We start from the raw sequence: 14,168 nt of genomic DNA on the forward strand, positions 1-14,168 counted from the left end.
TTTATTATTTTTATTCCATCTCAGGTATACCATTTATCTAAAAAAAGCGAATATCTAATTTTTTATTTTAAAAACAAAAAAACGCGAAAAATACTTCGCGTTTCGGTGCTATCATGAAGTGCAGATAAGAACAATGACCATTGAAAAGAAAGGACTGAGTTTTTTGAGAGCGCTTGTGGTCGTCATAACCGCCTTTTTGTTGGGTATCTGCCCACTTTCAGCTGCCTTTTTTCTGGAAAGTACGGACGGACATACTTCTAGCGCAACGATTTCTGGGATAAAAGTTGCCAAAAATGAGTGGTTTCCTTCTGGGTCACCAAGGTTTGTTGGAACGCTGATGCTTCCTGATGCAAAAGACAACGTGCTGACAGCTGACGGGCATTTTCTGAGAAAGCCTTCCAAGCTTGCGACGAATAGGCGAGGAGCAATAGCAGCTTGTAGGGTTCAAAAAACACCAAAAACCGCACGGGGCAGCCAACTTACTCAGCGTTGCAGCTCTTCAGCCCTTACGACTTTGCGGTTAGAAAAAGCGTGTCAGGCACGGGCAATCAACCGTCCTTAGTTCTCATCCGAGTATCTGGTGTCGTACACGACGCCTTCATCCACAGGGTTTTCGCAGTGATGGCACATAGGTAAGTCAAAAACAAATGATCCTCAAACGTTTATCCTCACGTGTATCCTAGACAAATCTACTTCCCCATCCTGAACACAAAAAATAGCCACTACCTACTTTCCACTTACTTGTGCCATCCTCTGCTTGATAAAACGATCAACATTTTTTGATTAAAAACAAAAAATTGCCTATTCTGTTTTGATCATTTTTTAGTGATCGATCATTGCTTAGCAAGCTAAGCCCCCCAAATCCCAAGCAACCCCCGAAACTATTTTTCGGGGGTTGCTTGGGGTGAGCTTTTTATTCAAATTGGAAAGTTTTTTGGAGGCATTGCAAATGAAGCTGACTTGATTAAGTAGCAGCCTTTCACATTGCCAGCGTAATCTAAATGATGACGACCTATAAAATGATGAATGATAGACAGTCGTATATAACGACTGCTGAAAATAAAAAGCTTGTGACACTTATCTTGTTTCTAAAATCGTCTTCAATCAACCTAATTTTAGAGCTTCTAGGCATACAGCCAAGCAATCCTCAAAAATAAAGAATGAAAAAAACAGCTACTTTTTATCAACTTTCTTCATATAAAGAATTGGATAAAGGTTTCCTTGTTCGTCCAACTCGCTTCTTTTGTATACCTCAAATCCCATATGTTCATAAAATCCTTTCGCTAGAGGATTCTGTTCATTTACTCCCAGTTCATTTACAGCATAGTTTTCCATCCCATATGCCAAGAGTTTCTTTCCTAGGCCCTTGCCTCTTTGTTCATTTGCTATAAACAGCATTTCAAGATTTCGATCCGAGATCCCCATGAAGCCAGCTGGCTCTCCTTGCTCACTTTCTACGACAATCAAATGTGGCACATGATGCAATGCCTCTGGAATGTATTGCTTAATGGCTTGGATTTCGGCCTCTGACAAAAAGGTGTGCGTCGCCTTAACAGAACTCTCCCAAACTTCAATTAATTGTTGCTCTAACTTTTGATTCATATTATTTACTTCTTTTATATTCATGGATAGTCACACTCTCATCAGCTTTTTTTCGTTTTTCATAACAAGAACCGATTGTTTCCTTAATCCAAGTTAAGAATTTTCATCATCATCATAACATGAGATGGATTTATTTAAAATCTATAGAAAAAAATGCCTCTCTCATATAGATAACGAAACAATAATTTCTAAGAGAGTATGACTTGCTTTGAAAAACACTAAGAAAGGAGCTTTCAATACTGATGATTTCTCAAATCATTCTGTTGAAATAAAAGTGTTGGAAGCTTTTTCTTCCTATATAGTCGTCCTGACGAACAAAATATATTCTTTTAAATAAATAATTTTAAACCACTTGCCCTAGAGTCCACTTTAGGGTTTATGATTACTTATAGAAAAAGATAAGGAGAACCAACGATGAATATAAAAAAAGCAGCGGAAATGTTTGATTTGAGCGTAGACACATTGCGCTATTATGAACGAGTCGGTGTGATTCCACCTGTTCAACGCAATGAGAGTGGCTATCGGGTGTACACAACGAATGATCTAAACTGGATCTATTTAGCAAAACATTTACGAAATGCAGGATTGTCCATCGAATCACTAATTGAATTTGCCCAATTGGCACAAGTACGTGAAAGTCAAAATGTCGAAAAAGCTCAAAAACAGATTTTATCCGATCAACTCGAAGAATTAGAGAAAAAGTTAGCAGAAATGCAGGAAGTACGAGACCTGCTTATTTATAAGATAGAAACGTATGATGAGCATATCGCAAAATTCAAAGCAGGAAATATGACCCCTGATAAAGTGGAAAAATTATGGGAACGAAAAAAGTAACATCTTTTACTTGCTATAGACCTAACTCCAAGGTTTAGGATAGAACATGTAATGTAAATTAGAGGAGGAAACACTATGCAAACAATCACACTCAATAATGGTGTCACCATGCCGCAACTAGGATTTGGCGTTTATCAAATTCCTTTGGAAGAAACAGCCGAAGCTGTTTACCAAGCAATCAAAGCTGGGTATCGCTTGATCGACACTGCTTCTATTTATGGAAATGAAAAAGAAACCGGCGAGGGAATCAAGCGTGCCATCAGTGATGGTCTAGTCACTCGAGAAGAACTTTTTGTTACCTCTAAATTATTTATTCTACAAGCTTCCGAAGATAAAGCTAAGGAAACGATTGAACATTCGCTTGAAACAATGGGATTAACTTACCTTGATCTCTACCTTATTCACCAACCATATGGAGATGTTTATGGTGCTTGGCGCTCAATGGTTGCTGCTCAAAAAACAGGGAAATTACGTGCAATTGGCGTTTCAAATTTCAAATCAGCTAAGATGATCGAGTTTGTCGGCTTGAATGAGGTGAAACCTCAAATCAATCAAATCGAAGTGAACCCTTGGAATCAACGAGTGGAAGATCAGGAATGGCATGAAAAATATGACGTCCAAGTTGAAGCTTGGGCACCTTTTGCAGAAGGACGTCATGACCTATTTACCAATCCGACATTAGCAGAAATTGGCAAGCAATATGGCAAAACGGTTGGCCAAGTTGTGCTTCGCTGGTTGATGCAAAGAGGGATCGTCGCTTTAGCAAAAACAGTTCGTCCAGAACGGATGGCTGAAAACATTGCTATTTTTGACTTTGAGCTTTCCCAGGAAGACATTGAAAAAATAGCCGCTTTAGATAAAAAAGAGTCCGCATTCTTTGACCACGATGCACCGCAACAAGTGGAATGGTTTATGAACCGGATGTTAGATACTGAAAACTAATAGGTTTTTTATTGAAGGAAACCAATACAAGTCCGCTTCCGTTTCGAAAGGAAGCGGACTTGTATTGGTTCTAACTGAGTTGTATCTTGTCTCTTTTCATGGTAATTCTTACAAATTTTTTGGAAATTCTGCCTTGATCAAGTAACTGAAGAATCCATCGATTAAACTCATTTCTCTGGAGCACTGTGCTTGTAGCTAAACAACGGATAGCGTTCTGTTACGCTCGCTCTTAAAATCTCTATTGTACGATTTCTATTTACTACTCCCTATTTATCAAAGACAATGATCTTTTTGCCAGTATTTCCGCCTGCTTGGAAATCAAGGTGAGCTTGCTTGATTGCTTCTAATTCAAAGGGATATGTCTTGTCTACAAGGACATCAAGTTTTCTTTGCGCATAAAGATCAATGACTTTTTTCAGCTCTTCAACAGTCATGAATCCCATAGAATACATACCAGTAATTCCTCTACGCTCCGTTTCAACAGGATCGATTGGCGCATTAACAGAAGTGACGCGTCCACCTTTTTTGATTACTTGATAACTGTTCTCCAATATTTTAGGACCAGTTAAATTAACCACTAAATCGGCATTAGAAACCAATTTTGTGAAATCTTCTGTTTGATAATCGATCGTTTCATCTGCCCCTAACTCCTTCATATAGTCAGCTTGTTCAGCGCTGCCTGTTGCTATGACATACGCTCCGGCATGTTTTGCCAGCTGAACAGCTTTAGACCCGACACCGCCAGCACCGCCATGAATCAGTACTTTTTGTCCATCTTTTGCTTGACCATCACGAATGGTTGCACCGTAGGCTGTGGCCACACCAAGGAAAAATCCACCTAACGGCACCAAGTCCAGCTCCTTCGGTACAGCAGCAACAACTGCTGACTCGTCTAACAAAATGTATTCAGAATATGTACTCATAAACGCCATCCCAACCACATGATCACCTACTGAAAAGCGGGTCACATCATCTCCGACAGCTGTTACGATACCAGAAAAGTCTTGTCCCAAAGAGTGTGGAAGCACAGGTTTCAATTCTTTTGGCATCGTTGGAAATGGTCCATTCGCACGAATAACAATATCAGGATCATTCACGCCGATCGCTGCGGTTTTGATCACAATTTGTTTAGCAGCTGGCTCAGGGATAGCAGTTTCAACCATTTGCATAACATCTACAGAGCCATATTGATTCAGTATCATTTTTTTCATAAAAAAACCTTCTTTCTTAAGATGATTTCATTATGACCTGTTACCTCAATAATAAAAAGTACCATATTTTTTGATAGGAACTATCGTTTTCAATAGATTTGTGTAATCATACGGATTTCAGGTACAAAAAAAATCCTTGAACGCTTCAAGGATTGACTACTTTTTCGTTTTCTGACTCATAGGTAGAAGCAAATGTTTCTAAGGCATCCAAAACTGGCATGAATTTATGCCCCATTTCGGTCAGTGAGTATTCAACTTTTGGCGGCACTTGCGGATAGACTTCACGATGAATGAGGCCATAGCTTTCAAGCATGCGCAATTCCTTTGTCAAATTTGCTTGGGTCACCATGGGCATTTTACGACTAAGCGCACCGAAACGAAGCGTTTTGTGCCGTAAAAAGGACAAGATGACCATGGACCACTTGCCGCGTACGACCTTCTGGACGCTAGCCACTGGGCATTCTACAAATAATTCAGTTTCTTCTGTTTGCTGCATCACTACTTCCTCCTATTCGCTCACTTTTGCTGCGGTCTTTCATATCAGCAATACTACCGAAATGATGACGACATACGAAACCATGAAGTATAGACATCAGTATATAACGACTGCAAAAAATAGCAAGCCCGTAACGCTTATCTGAACTCTCAAATCGGCTTCAATCAACCTAATTTTAGAGCTTCTAAGCGTACAGCCAAGCTATCCTCAATTCCTTTACGCTTATAAACAGCCACTGCACAGTAATTTTTAGATCAAGATGGCTGCTGCCATCACAACGAAAGAAGAGACGACATGCGCAATAATCGGTTCTCCACTATTATCTCTGCATCAAAGGCTACCCCTTTATTTCAATTAAATGATAGAAAGAGTGATCAAGGCAATCCCAAAAGTGATGCCATCTAGAACAAACCATTCTTTTTTACCTTGAGACGCCTTGGTAGCAATCAAACAACTTACTCCATAAAGAATCAATAGAATTCCTATGTTTATGGGAAAAGTTAACCAAGCTGTCAGGGCATTAACAAATAAGAGAAGCATCAATGGTAAAATATAAAATAATGCATACCACTTTTTTAAATAGTGCGGCAGCTTCTGGTAATTTGAATACATCTATTTATCCTCACAATTCATTTCATATTGGTCATTTATTTCTGTTATGAGCAGTAAGTACTTTCGTTATAAAATGAGACAAAACAAAGCTTAGGATGATAATCCCAAAAGTAATAGCAAAAGATAAAATCGTATTCTCCAGTAAATTAGCAAATAAGGGCAGCTTAATATACAAATAACATCCAATTGCCGCAATAATACTACCTGCTAAATAGAAACAAAGCAGTTCAGCGACTGTTTTTGAAGAATGAACGTTTCGATCAACTGATGAAAAGTCGCCATTTTGAAAAGGTATTGGTGATCCAGTTTGTGAAGGATCAGATTTTGTATTCATTACGTTAAAGGAATTACTAGATAGATTGCTAATTGAATGTTGTTTTCGATTCTTTTCGTGATTGTTCATAGCTATTCAGACCTGCTTCCTTAAAAAAATTCATTATTTTCAATTCCTTCAAAATAATCTCAATACCATGATTTCATGCATTGTGCTATTGCATCTATTCAAAAAACTCTATATTTTCAAAACCAAGTCGAATCAACAGCACGTTGTAGGGTCATCGGTCCATGTTTTGCTTCATATATAACATCTTTTGACTGTAATCCAGTACGCTCCTTAAAAATTTTCTCAAACATAGAAGAATCGTTAATGGGATCGTCATTGTGTGTCAAAGTCAATATATAATGTTTCTCTTTTGGATTACTCCAGACCCCCATATTACTTAAAGAAGCTAAAGCAAGCAGTGGAGTATTAGAAGATAAATTAATCGTATACTGGCGTCTATGCAAAACATCATTTATTTTCATAAAGCACTTCCTTAATTAGTTAGTATTTCCTCAAACATTACAGATCCAAACAAACAATAGTTACCTTTTCATTTAAATACAAACGTACATCATATTATATTGCGTTCCTCTTAAGCATTTTTTCAAGATAAGCTTCAGTTCTTCCTATCTCTAAAATAACAAAAAACCAAATAACCACTCGAGCATACTAACAAAGGAAGCCCGACATAGAGCATACCAGTTCCTAATGGATAATTAATAGCAAGATCAAGTTGGATATTCTTAAGTTCTTCTTTGCTGATTGTGTCAAAATCTTGAATAGGGATCAAAATCGTCTGTAAAAAAAGGCCAACGATCGTCATAAAAAGGCTGATCCCAAAACAGCCAATTGCAAATTTTTTCATAAGAGTCCTCTTTTTAGCATACATTTTCTTACTGTATGTTCTTATTATATATGCCGACCATTAAAAAAAGAACCTTAAATTATTTTTTAACATTAATTTTACAACAATAAAAAGAAAATGAATCAATCGGTCAACAAAAAATTGACAAGACTCAATTAGTACTATGTAGTTCTATTATGGCAAATTATAAACGTTCAAATAAAAACAAAGTGATCGAAACAGCCGCTGAACAGCGCTTCTTTTCAGAGAACGATCAACTGATTCTTTTACAACCACCTATTCACAAAACCGATTCGGTCCCTGCAACATGGCTCAGTAAATTAGCTTTAAGACATGCATCTGAACGACAATTACTCGCCTATTTCACAAAAAAAAACTGCTGATAGACGAAGCAGCCTCTTCTAGTGAATATTTAAAAAGAGTGAAGAAGAGTGTTCGTTCTTCACGGATAGTCAACACAACACTTCAACTAAATCGGTTGTTAAAAGAAATGACCCTTCAATTCCGATCATATGGGGAACTGAGGATAAAAGCTATTTACCGCCAAGAGAAACGACTAAAATAGTCGATCTGCCATTGGGTCATCATTTTCCAATCAGCCACCCACAGGAAACCGCTGATGTGCTGGTAGAGTTGATGGAATGGCAACAGTTTTTTTGACAAATTTTATAAGGTGCAGAACTTCCTTCCGTATGCTATTCCGATTGTCCTTGACAATGAGCCTCCTCGGATGTGACGATCTTCGGCAGGAGCTAACAGTTAAAGTTAGACTGCCTCGCTAGCGTTAGCACATCCGAGCTCATTATCAAGGATTCGCTGCGCCAATCTCTGGTTACGGTAACCAACCGGTGTCTCGTAGCCAAGTGTACCGTGCAACCGAAGGTGGTTCCACCAATTGACATAGTCAAATAACTCCAAATCCAATTGTTGTAAGGTTTCAAATGTGTATTGATAGACAAATTCTACTTTCAACGACTTATAAGTTGATTCAGCTACGGCATTATCAAAAGGACAGCCTTTATGACTCAATGATCGATTGATGTCAAAAGTTGTTAATAATTCATCAATAGCTTGGTTATCAAACTCTTTTCCACGATCAGTATGAAAAATCTCAACCTCTGTCAGAGGTTGTTTGATACGGCTAAATGCTTTTTTTACTAGAACGGCATCTTTATGTTCTCCACAAGAATAGCCGAGAATTTCTCGATTGAACAGATCCAAAATGAAACAGATATAATTCCATTTTTTCCCGACTCGTACATAAGTCAAGTCTGTTACGATCGCTTCTAATGGGTTGTCTCTTAAGAATTTACGATTCAATACGTTTGTCGTTTTGGCTTCATTGCAAGTAGAATGATGTACTTTAAAATAAGCAACAGTATAGCTCGATTTTAATCCTCTATTTTTCATGATTCTACTAATTTATCGTCGGCTGATCCGAATGCCTCGTTTTGATAAGGCTTTTTTTATTTTTCTTGAGCCGTAGGCCTTTCGGCTGCGGATAAATTCTTCAGCGACTACTTCTTCAAGTTCTGATTCGTCTTTCTTTGGTTTTGATTGATAATAATAGGACTGACGTGATAGACCTAATATTCTGCACATCGCTGATATAGGGTAAAGATGCTTATTCGCATCGATTACTTGTCTCTTCGTCCGAATATCAGCGCTGCTTGCTTTAAAATACCATTTTCCATTTCTAATTGCTGGTTTCTTTTACGTAGTTCTAACAATTCTTTTTGTTCAGGCGTAAGATTATCTTTTCCTTTGAATGAACCACTCGTTTTAGATTGCTTTACCCATTTGTCAAATGCTGAAGCCGTTAGTTCATATTCTCGAATGATTTCTACACGTGGCTTTCCAGCTAAGTAAAGATTGACGATTTGTTGCTTGAATTCTTGTGAAAAAGTTCTTCGTGTTCTCTTAGACATAAAAATTCCTCCTGGTATGTTTTCTTCTAGTCTACACACCTTAATTTTTCTGTCTAGTTAATTGTAGCCTATCCAAAACAAACTTCGGGTTTACAATACACTCTATTAAATAAGGGGAAGATTTTCTTAGGTTGACATTACCTGGATACTCTCACGTGCACTATATGTTCGTTAAGTAATACTCAACGAGAGAATTAGTTAGTTACAGTTCCTGTTTCTAAATCGATAATATAATTCGTGTTTTTAATTTTGATGGTTTGCTTATCAGATAGAAAATCATTAGGAATTTCTAAATTCACTCTCTTCTTTGGATTAAAAATAGCTTGTAGCTGAATCCTTTTCGAAACTTCAATAATCCCCTTTCCATCCTCTAGATCCGGATAATATTCCCAGACTTCAGGTTGTTCAAATACATTGAGACTCAATTGAACCTCAACATTTGTGTGATCCTTTGATTTAGTAACAGTAACAGAATCTACATCGCCGTTACCAATATCCATTGAGGGAGAAAAATAGTTTAATACAAATATAGAAATTAATACGATTAAACAAAGTGTCGCTATTTTCCATCCTTTGTATTTTTTTGACATATTAACCTTTTGTGCAAAATCCTTTACCATTACTGAATCACCTCGTAAAATTTCATCTAAGGAAAATTCAAAAAAAATGCTAAGTTCTACAAGAGTATCTATATTGGGATAAGATAATTCATTTTCCCAACGAGAAACAGTTTGACGTGTAACATTAAACTGCTTCACAATGTCTTCTTGTGTTAAATTTAAATCAGTTCTCTTTTGGCGTAACATTTTTCCGATTTCCATAAATAAAGTTTATCCTCCAAGGGTTCATTTGTTTAGCAATTGCCATTTAACAATTGATTTTGTAAAACATAAATTGCTCTAATTATTTTATTGTACCTGTAAACGAGTAAGAATTGTTTATCAAGTTACCATTGTAAAATTGAGCATACCAAGTTGTACTAGATTTAATTCCATTCCAAGTTACTGTTCGGCTTTTCCCTGCTTTAACAGAAAAAGAAATATACGTTGTACTACTATTTTTACACTTTATATCTATAACATTTTTTCCTGTATTACTAATCGATACAGTATAAGAAGTCTTTCCTTTGAATGTATAAGAAGAATACACATATCCCCCTCGATCACTACTTCCACTAAGGGAATATTTACCTTTGGAGGCTATATTCCAATTGCTACTTGGCACATTAGCTCCTCTAGTCAACCCAGGGATAGTTATACCAACATTTTCAATTGGTTGATCGCTTAAATTGGCATCCGTTTCAACATCACTAATAATTTCAATTCCTTCAGAAGCCCAAATCTCTGATTCTTCAGCTGAAGCTCCTATCCCCCCAATAAACAAAGATAGAACAGCTGCAATCCCTAAAACAATTTTTCTCACAATAATCATCTCCTATTTTTTCTGATTACTATATCAGTCAAGTAGGATTATACATTGTGTGCGACAAAATAGGCACGCAATTATCATGTTACATCCCTGAAAACATGCTATTCTACCGTATTCACCTTTCTATTTTTTTGCCCCTCTTCTTTTCATGGGGGGATCCACTCTTCTAAAGATTCAACTTTTACACCAACATCTTCGATCTATCTTTTTTTGCTTTTGCACGATAAGGTTAACTATTTTAATAATCCCTTGAAAATAAAAGGTCAGTATTCTGGTAATCCTCTTGATTTATAGGCTGATCGATTTCATCGTAAATTTTACCACAACTTAATACCGACAGAATAACTGAACATAGATTTTGTTACGTGTTTCTGAACACAATAATTAAGACGAATGAATAAACCTGTAGTCTACGATGGATCACTTTCTTGATCAACTGGTAACCAACTTCATCAACACCAGAAAATACTTCAAATGGAGAAATATTGTACCTCTTACCATCTTCGAACCCATAGAAATCTTGATTGGTAAACAAGTGATACACCAAAGCGACCAATCGTTGCTACCCACCACTTAGGAGGACAAAAAAATAGACGTGCAATAGCACGTCTGTAGCGTCAATGATTGATATCTCACCGAAATCTTGCTATAATTATTGTGTAAAGAGGAGTTGCGCAAACAACTCCCCTACAGCACCGTTTAAGACGGTGGCCAGATTTAATTACTTTTTAAAAAATAATCGTCGCCTGGCTAAAGAGGACGGTTATTTTTTTGCATTCTTTTTTCGTTTCTTCTTGCTTCTATGCTTAGAAGAACGAGTGTTTATAATCGTATCTGCTAGTTTCACACATGCTTCGATTAAACCAATGAAGGCTAACAAAACAGGCGCTATTGCTAACAAAATGCCGATTATATCCACATCTTGCAAAAAGCTACTCCTTTCTTCAGATTTCGATAGTACATTCATAATGCACCACCTCACTTTCAAAAGATAGCCACCGTCACAAACTTTACTGTATCCTTATTATACCAAAAACCCACGCTAAAAACCGAGATTTATCAAGGTTTTTAGCATTTTTTTCATGCGGTAAGAACGGTCTAAGTAAAGAGATTTTTTTCTCGTTTCATCGTTTAAAGGAACCATCCATTTGTTTTTTCCACGTTGAAAGATCCCTTTTATTTCAGCAGCTCAAGAACACATACCGACACCATTTTTCTCTGACCTTACCTCAAGAGATCCCCATTCCTCACCCTTCATCCTCCCAAGGCAGCTCATCCAAGATCCTAATCAACTTCTGGACTTCTTGATTCAACATCGCACTCTTTAAATAGGCATATTGAATATAAAAGATTTCCTTATCTTCAGGGACCAATGGTATTTTCACTAAGCCTTCCTTTTCTTGAAACACGGGAAATTCCGTCATCAAGGTAATGCCGATATTGGAACTGACCAACTGACCAATTGTCTGAACGTCTGAAAAATAAAAGGGAACTTCTGGCTTCTTCTTTGATTTCTCACTTAAATTCTGAAAGGCGCGCATATGGGTATAGCCTTTTTCCAATAGGATAAAGGGATATTCGGCAGCTTCTTCGAATGAGATTTCCTTTTTTTCTGCCAATGGGTTTTCTTTTGACACAAAGATAAAAAACTCTTGTTGGTGCAGCAACTTCACCTGCAGATTCGGGTGGACGAGGGGATTGACACTGCCCAGCAAGCTAAAATCGATTTTTCCTGATAATAGTTTCGAAAGCAATTCATTGGATCCCCCAGATACTAAGTGGAAATTCGAAATAAAGCGGATGATCTCTTTTTCGTCTAAGAGTTTTGAAAAGACTTTGGAACGAATGATCGGCGGCAAACCGATGTGGGTCCGGTTGTTTTTGGCATGGTCGATGGCTCGGTCCAAGGTCAAAAATTCATCTAAGATATACTGTGCATGAGCCTTCAAAATTTCTCCTTCCGTGGTCAATGAAATGGAGCGATGAGAGGCTTCTCGAGCGATCAAATCACAGCCATAATGCTCTTCCAAGCGTTTGACAGCGTAGCTGACGGTTGGTTGACTGACAGCAAATTTATGCGCCACTTGCGTAAAAGAAAGCATCTCTGCCAAAGCTTTAAAGTATTCTAAATCTCGTATATTCATCGTCTGATTTCTCCCTTAGCCGATTCAAGCTCGCATCGGTTTTGTTATAAATAATTTTTATTATACCACCGATAGTTGACTATAATTCCATGCAAGGATTAAAGTAGCTAATGGAAATGAACGAGTACTCAAAATATATCCATTGGAGGAACATAATGAAAGCACATGACATTTTAAATAACCCATTTTTAAACAAAGGAACCGCGTTTACACAAGAAGAACGAAAAGAACTAGGGTTGATCGGTTTATTGCCCCCTCACGTGCAAACGATCGAAGAACAAGCAGAACAAGCCTATTTGCAATATGTCACCAAAGAATCAGACATAGAAAAACGTCACTTTTTAATGGAAATCTTTAATACCAATCGGACATTGTTCTACTATTTGTTCAACCAACATATCGTTGAATTCAATCCGATCGTCTACGATCCAACGATTGCTGATACCATTGAAAATTACAGCCGCCTATTCGTTGATCCTCAATATGCAGCATACTTAGATATCAATCATCCAGAAAACATCGAAGAAACGTTGAAAAATGCCGCTGACGATCGGGACATTCGCTTGATCGTAGCCACTGACGCTGAAGGGATTCTTGGGATTGGTGACTGGGGTGTCCAAGGTGTCGATATTTCTGTCGGTAAATTGATGATTTATACCGCAGCTGCTGGGATCGACCCTGCTTCTGTTTTACCAATCGTGATCGATGCTGGCACGAACCGTAAAGAATTGTTAGAGGATCATTTGTATCTAGGCAATCGGCAAGAACGTGTTTACGGTGACGCCTACTACCAATTCATCGACCAATTTGTTCAAACGGCAGAATCATTGTTCCCTAAACTTTACTTGCATTGGGAAGACTTTGGCCGTTCAAATGCTGCAACGATTTTGGACAAATACAAACAATCGATTCCAACTTTTAACGATGACATCCAAGGAACGGGAATCGTTGTGCTGGGTGGTATCTTCGGTGCACTGGATATTACAGGTGAAAAATTAACGGATCAAATCTACTTATGTTATGGCGGTGGTTCCGCTGGTGCTGGGATTGCCAGTCGAGTCCATGCGGAAATGGTCAGCGAAGGTCTTTCAGAAGAAGAAGCCTACAATCATTTCTTTATGGTTGACAAACAAGGGCTTTTGTTTGATGATATGTCCGATTTGACTCCTGCACAAAAACCATTTGCCAAAAAACGGGCTGACTTTGCCAATGCTGGCGATATGACGCAATTGATCAATGTCATTAAAGTCGCAAAACCAACGATTTTGGTCGGTACCTCCACCAATGCCGGTGCCTTTACCAAAGAAGTTGTGGAAGCGATGTGTGAAAACACTGCTCGTCCAGTGATTTTCCCTATCTCGAATCCAACCAAAAAATTAGAAGCAACAGCTGAACAAGTGATCGAATGGTCTGATGGAAAAGCCTTTGTGGCAACCGGTGTCCCTTCAGGAACGATCCAATACAAAGGGGTCGACTACCAAATCGGCCAAGCAAACAACGCCTTGATCTATCCTGGTCTAGGGTTAGGTATGTTGGCTTCAGAAGCCTCTCTCTTGACCGATGAAATGATTGGTGCCGCTGCTCACTCATTAAGTGGTTTGGTTGATTTGAGCCAACCCGGTGCACCTGTTCTTCCACCATTTGAATACGTTGCGGACGTTTCTATCAAAGTGGCTGAAGCAGTTGCCAACAAAGCCAAAGAACAAGGGTTAGCCCAAGCGCAAGAAACCGATATGGCAAAAGCTGTCCAAAATCTTAAATGGTATCCAACATACTAGGAAGGT

General features: G+C 38.1%; 16 protein-coding genes and 1 pseudogene. 5 read left to right on the forward strand and 12 right to left on the reverse strand.

Going from position 1 to position 14,168, the window contains the following annotated elements:
- Window positions 1-133: 133 nt before the first annotated feature.
- On the forward strand, window positions 134-562 hold the full coding sequence (locus IGJ25_RS00415; protein WP_179135480.1) for a hypothetical protein: 429 nt from the start codon (window positions 134-136) through the stop codon (window positions 560-562).
- 611 nt (window positions 563-1,173) lie between these two features.
- On the opposite strand, the gene IGJ25_RS00420 is transcribed toward IGJ25_RS00415, so the two are convergent.
- The gene (locus IGJ25_RS00420; protein WP_081117143.1) at window positions 1,174-1,626 is read right to left on the reverse strand and encodes a GNAT family N-acetyltransferase; all 453 of its coding nucleotides are present in this window, start codon (window positions 1,624-1,626) and stop codon (window positions 1,174-1,176) included.
- Window positions 1,627-2,016: 390 nt separating this feature from the next.
- On the opposite strand from IGJ25_RS00420, the gene IGJ25_RS00425 reads away from it, so the two are divergent.
- Together IGJ25_RS00425 and IGJ25_RS00430 are read left to right on the forward strand one after the other, a co-directional pair.
- Window positions 2,017-2,436: a MerR family transcriptional regulator gene (locus tag IGJ25_RS00425; RefSeq protein WP_015510553.1), complete on the forward strand. Its 420-nt coding sequence runs from the start codon at window positions 2,017-2,019 to the stop codon at window positions 2,434-2,436.
- Window positions 2,437-2,511: 75 nt separating this feature from the next.
- Window positions 2,512-3,378: an aldo/keto reductase gene (locus IGJ25_RS00430; RefSeq protein ID WP_208788301.1), complete on the forward strand. Its 867-nt coding sequence runs from the start codon at window positions 2,512-2,514 to the stop codon at window positions 3,376-3,378.
- Window positions 3,379-3,644: 266 nt separating this feature from the next.
- Here IGJ25_RS00430 and IGJ25_RS00435 read toward each other — a convergent pair whose 3' ends face one another.
- The 6 genes from IGJ25_RS00435 to IGJ25_RS00460 all read right to left on the reverse strand — a co-directional run bounded on the left by IGJ25_RS00435 (window position 3,645) and on the right by IGJ25_RS00460 (window position 6,884).
- The gene (locus IGJ25_RS00435) at window positions 3,645-4,589 is read right to left on the reverse strand and encodes an NADP-dependent oxidoreductase (RefSeq protein ID WP_438779042.1); all 945 of its coding nucleotides are present in this window, start codon (window positions 4,587-4,589) and stop codon (window positions 3,645-3,647) included.
- A 145-nt stretch (window positions 4,590-4,734) separates the two neighbouring features.
- Window positions 4,735-5,085, reverse strand: coding sequence for a winged helix-turn-helix transcriptional regulator (locus IGJ25_RS00440; RefSeq protein ID WP_015510556.1), 351 nt, complete (start codon window positions 5,083-5,085; stop codon window positions 4,735-4,737).
- A 354-nt stretch (window positions 5,086-5,439) separates the two neighbouring features.
- Window positions 5,440-5,697, reverse strand: coding sequence for a hypothetical protein (locus IGJ25_RS00445; protein ID WP_081117146.1), 258 nt, complete (start codon window positions 5,695-5,697; stop codon window positions 5,440-5,442).
- Window positions 5,698-5,728: 31 nt separating this feature from the next.
- A complete protein-coding gene (locus IGJ25_RS00450) occupies window positions 5,729-6,100 on the reverse strand; it encodes a hypothetical protein (protein ID WP_081117147.1) in 372 nt (123 codons plus the stop codon).
- 116 nt (window positions 6,101-6,216) lie between these two features.
- Window positions 6,217-6,501, reverse strand: a complete 285-nt coding sequence (locus IGJ25_RS00455) for a hypothetical protein (RefSeq protein ID WP_225001141.1) — start codon at window positions 6,499-6,501, stop codon at window positions 6,217-6,219.
- Window positions 6,502-6,635: 134 nt separating this feature from the next.
- A complete protein-coding gene (locus IGJ25_RS00460; RefSeq protein WP_015510558.1) occupies window positions 6,636-6,884 on the reverse strand; it encodes a hypothetical protein in 249 nt (82 codons plus the stop codon).
- A gap of 176 nt (window positions 6,885-7,060) precedes the next feature.
- Between IGJ25_RS00460 and IGJ25_RS00465 the strand changes: the two genes are divergently transcribed.
- The gene (locus tag IGJ25_RS00465; RefSeq protein WP_225001140.1) at window positions 7,061-7,267 is read left to right on the forward strand and encodes a hypothetical protein; all 207 of its coding nucleotides are present in this window, start codon (window positions 7,061-7,063) and stop codon (window positions 7,265-7,267) included.
- Window positions 7,268-7,649: 382 nt separating this feature from the next.
- Here the strand turns inward: IGJ25_RS00465 and IGJ25_RS00470 are convergent.
- The 5 genes and pseudogenes from IGJ25_RS00470 to IGJ25_RS00490 all read right to left on the reverse strand — a co-directional run bounded on the left by IGJ25_RS00470 (window position 7,650) and on the right by IGJ25_RS00490 (window position 12,384).
- A pseudogene (locus IGJ25_RS00470) lies at window positions 7,650-8,812 on the reverse strand (IS3 family transposase).
- Window positions 8,813-9,006: 194 nt separating this feature from the next.
- Complete coding sequence (locus IGJ25_RS00475) at window positions 9,007-9,633, reverse strand: helix-turn-helix domain-containing protein (RefSeq protein WP_225001480.1); 627 nt, start codon at window positions 9,631-9,633, stop codon at window positions 9,007-9,009.
- An 82-nt stretch (window positions 9,634-9,715) separates the two neighbouring features.
- On the reverse strand, window positions 9,716-10,234 hold the full coding sequence (locus IGJ25_RS00480) for a hypothetical protein (RefSeq protein WP_081117094.1): 519 nt from the start codon (window positions 10,232-10,234) through the stop codon (window positions 9,716-9,718).
- A 769-nt stretch (window positions 10,235-11,003) separates the two neighbouring features.
- Window positions 11,004-11,207: a hypothetical protein gene (locus tag IGJ25_RS00485; protein WP_081117095.1), complete on the reverse strand. Its 204-nt coding sequence runs from the start codon at window positions 11,205-11,207 to the stop codon at window positions 11,004-11,006.
- A 280-nt stretch (window positions 11,208-11,487) separates the two neighbouring features.
- Complete coding sequence (locus IGJ25_RS00490) at window positions 11,488-12,384, reverse strand: LysR family transcriptional regulator (protein ID WP_081117096.1); 897 nt, start codon at window positions 12,382-12,384, stop codon at window positions 11,488-11,490.
- A 116-nt stretch (window positions 12,385-12,500) separates the two neighbouring features.
- Here IGJ25_RS00490 and IGJ25_RS00495 point away from each other — a divergent pair, with 116 nt between their 5' ends.
- Window positions 12,501-14,162, forward strand: coding sequence for a malolactic enzyme (locus IGJ25_RS00495; RefSeq protein ID WP_438779438.1), 1,662 nt, complete (start codon window positions 12,501-12,503; stop codon window positions 14,160-14,162).
- Window positions 14,163-14,168 lie beyond the last annotated feature (6 nt).

Origin of the sequence: Enterococcus sp. DIV0240d (assembly GCF_051711245.1) — a bacterium.
Classification (GTDB): domain Bacteria; phylum Bacillota; class Bacilli; order Lactobacillales; family Enterococcaceae; genus Enterococcus_D; species Enterococcus_D casseliflavus.

Bases quoted from the DNA above. Each gene is read 5' to 3' on its own strand.
- IGJ25_RS00475 (WP_225001480.1), bottom strand. From the start codon at position 9,633: ATGGAAATCGGAAAAATGTTACGCCAAAAGAGAACTGATTTAAATTTA.
- IGJ25_RS00420 (WP_081117143.1), bottom strand. From the start codon at position 1,626: ATGAATATAAAAGAAGTAAATAATATGAATCAAAAGTTAGAGCAACAA.
- IGJ25_RS00435 (WP_438779042.1), bottom strand. From the start codon at position 4,589: ATGAAAAAAATGATACTGAATCAATATGGCTCTGTAGATGTTATGCAA.
- IGJ25_RS00495 (WP_438779438.1), top strand. From the start codon at position 12,501: ATGAACGAGTACTCAAAATATATCCATTGGAGGAACATAATGAAAGCA.
- IGJ25_RS00425 (WP_015510553.1), top strand. From the start codon at position 2,017: ATGAATATAAAAAAAGCAGCGGAAATGTTTGATTTGAGCGTAGACACA.
- IGJ25_RS00415 (WP_179135480.1), top strand. From the start codon at position 134: ATGACCATTGAAAAGAAAGGACTGAGTTTTTTGAGAGCGCTTGTGGTC.
- IGJ25_RS00465 (WP_225001140.1), top strand. From the start codon at position 7,061: ATGGCAAATTATAAACGTTCAAATAAAAACAAAGTGATCGAAACAGCC.
- IGJ25_RS00430 (WP_208788301.1), top strand. From the start codon at position 2,512: ATGCAAACAATCACACTCAATAATGGTGTCACCATGCCGCAACTAGGA.
- IGJ25_RS00490 (WP_081117096.1), bottom strand. From the start codon at position 12,384: ATGAATATACGAGATTTAGAATACTTTAAAGCTTTGGCAGAGATGCTT.
- IGJ25_RS00445 (WP_081117146.1), bottom strand. From the start codon at position 5,697: ATGTATTCAAATTACCAGAAGCTGCCGCACTATTTAAAAAAGTGGTAT.
- IGJ25_RS00455 (WP_225001141.1), bottom strand. From the start codon at position 6,501: ATGAAAATAAATGATGTTTTGCATAGACGCCAGTATACGATTAATTTA.
- IGJ25_RS00440 (WP_015510556.1), bottom strand. From the start codon at position 5,085: ATGCAGCAAACAGAAGAAACTGAATTATTTGTAGAATGCCCAGTGGCT.
- IGJ25_RS00450 (WP_081117147.1), bottom strand. From the start codon at position 6,100: ATGAACAATCACGAAAAGAATCGAAAACAACATTCAATTAGCAATCTA.
- IGJ25_RS00460 (WP_015510558.1), bottom strand. From the start codon at position 6,884: ATGAAAAAATTTGCAATTGGCTGTTTTGGGATCAGCCTTTTTATGACG.
- IGJ25_RS00485 (WP_081117095.1), bottom strand. From the start codon at position 11,207: ATGAATGTACTATCGAAATCTGAAGAAAGGAGTAGCTTTTTGCAAGAT.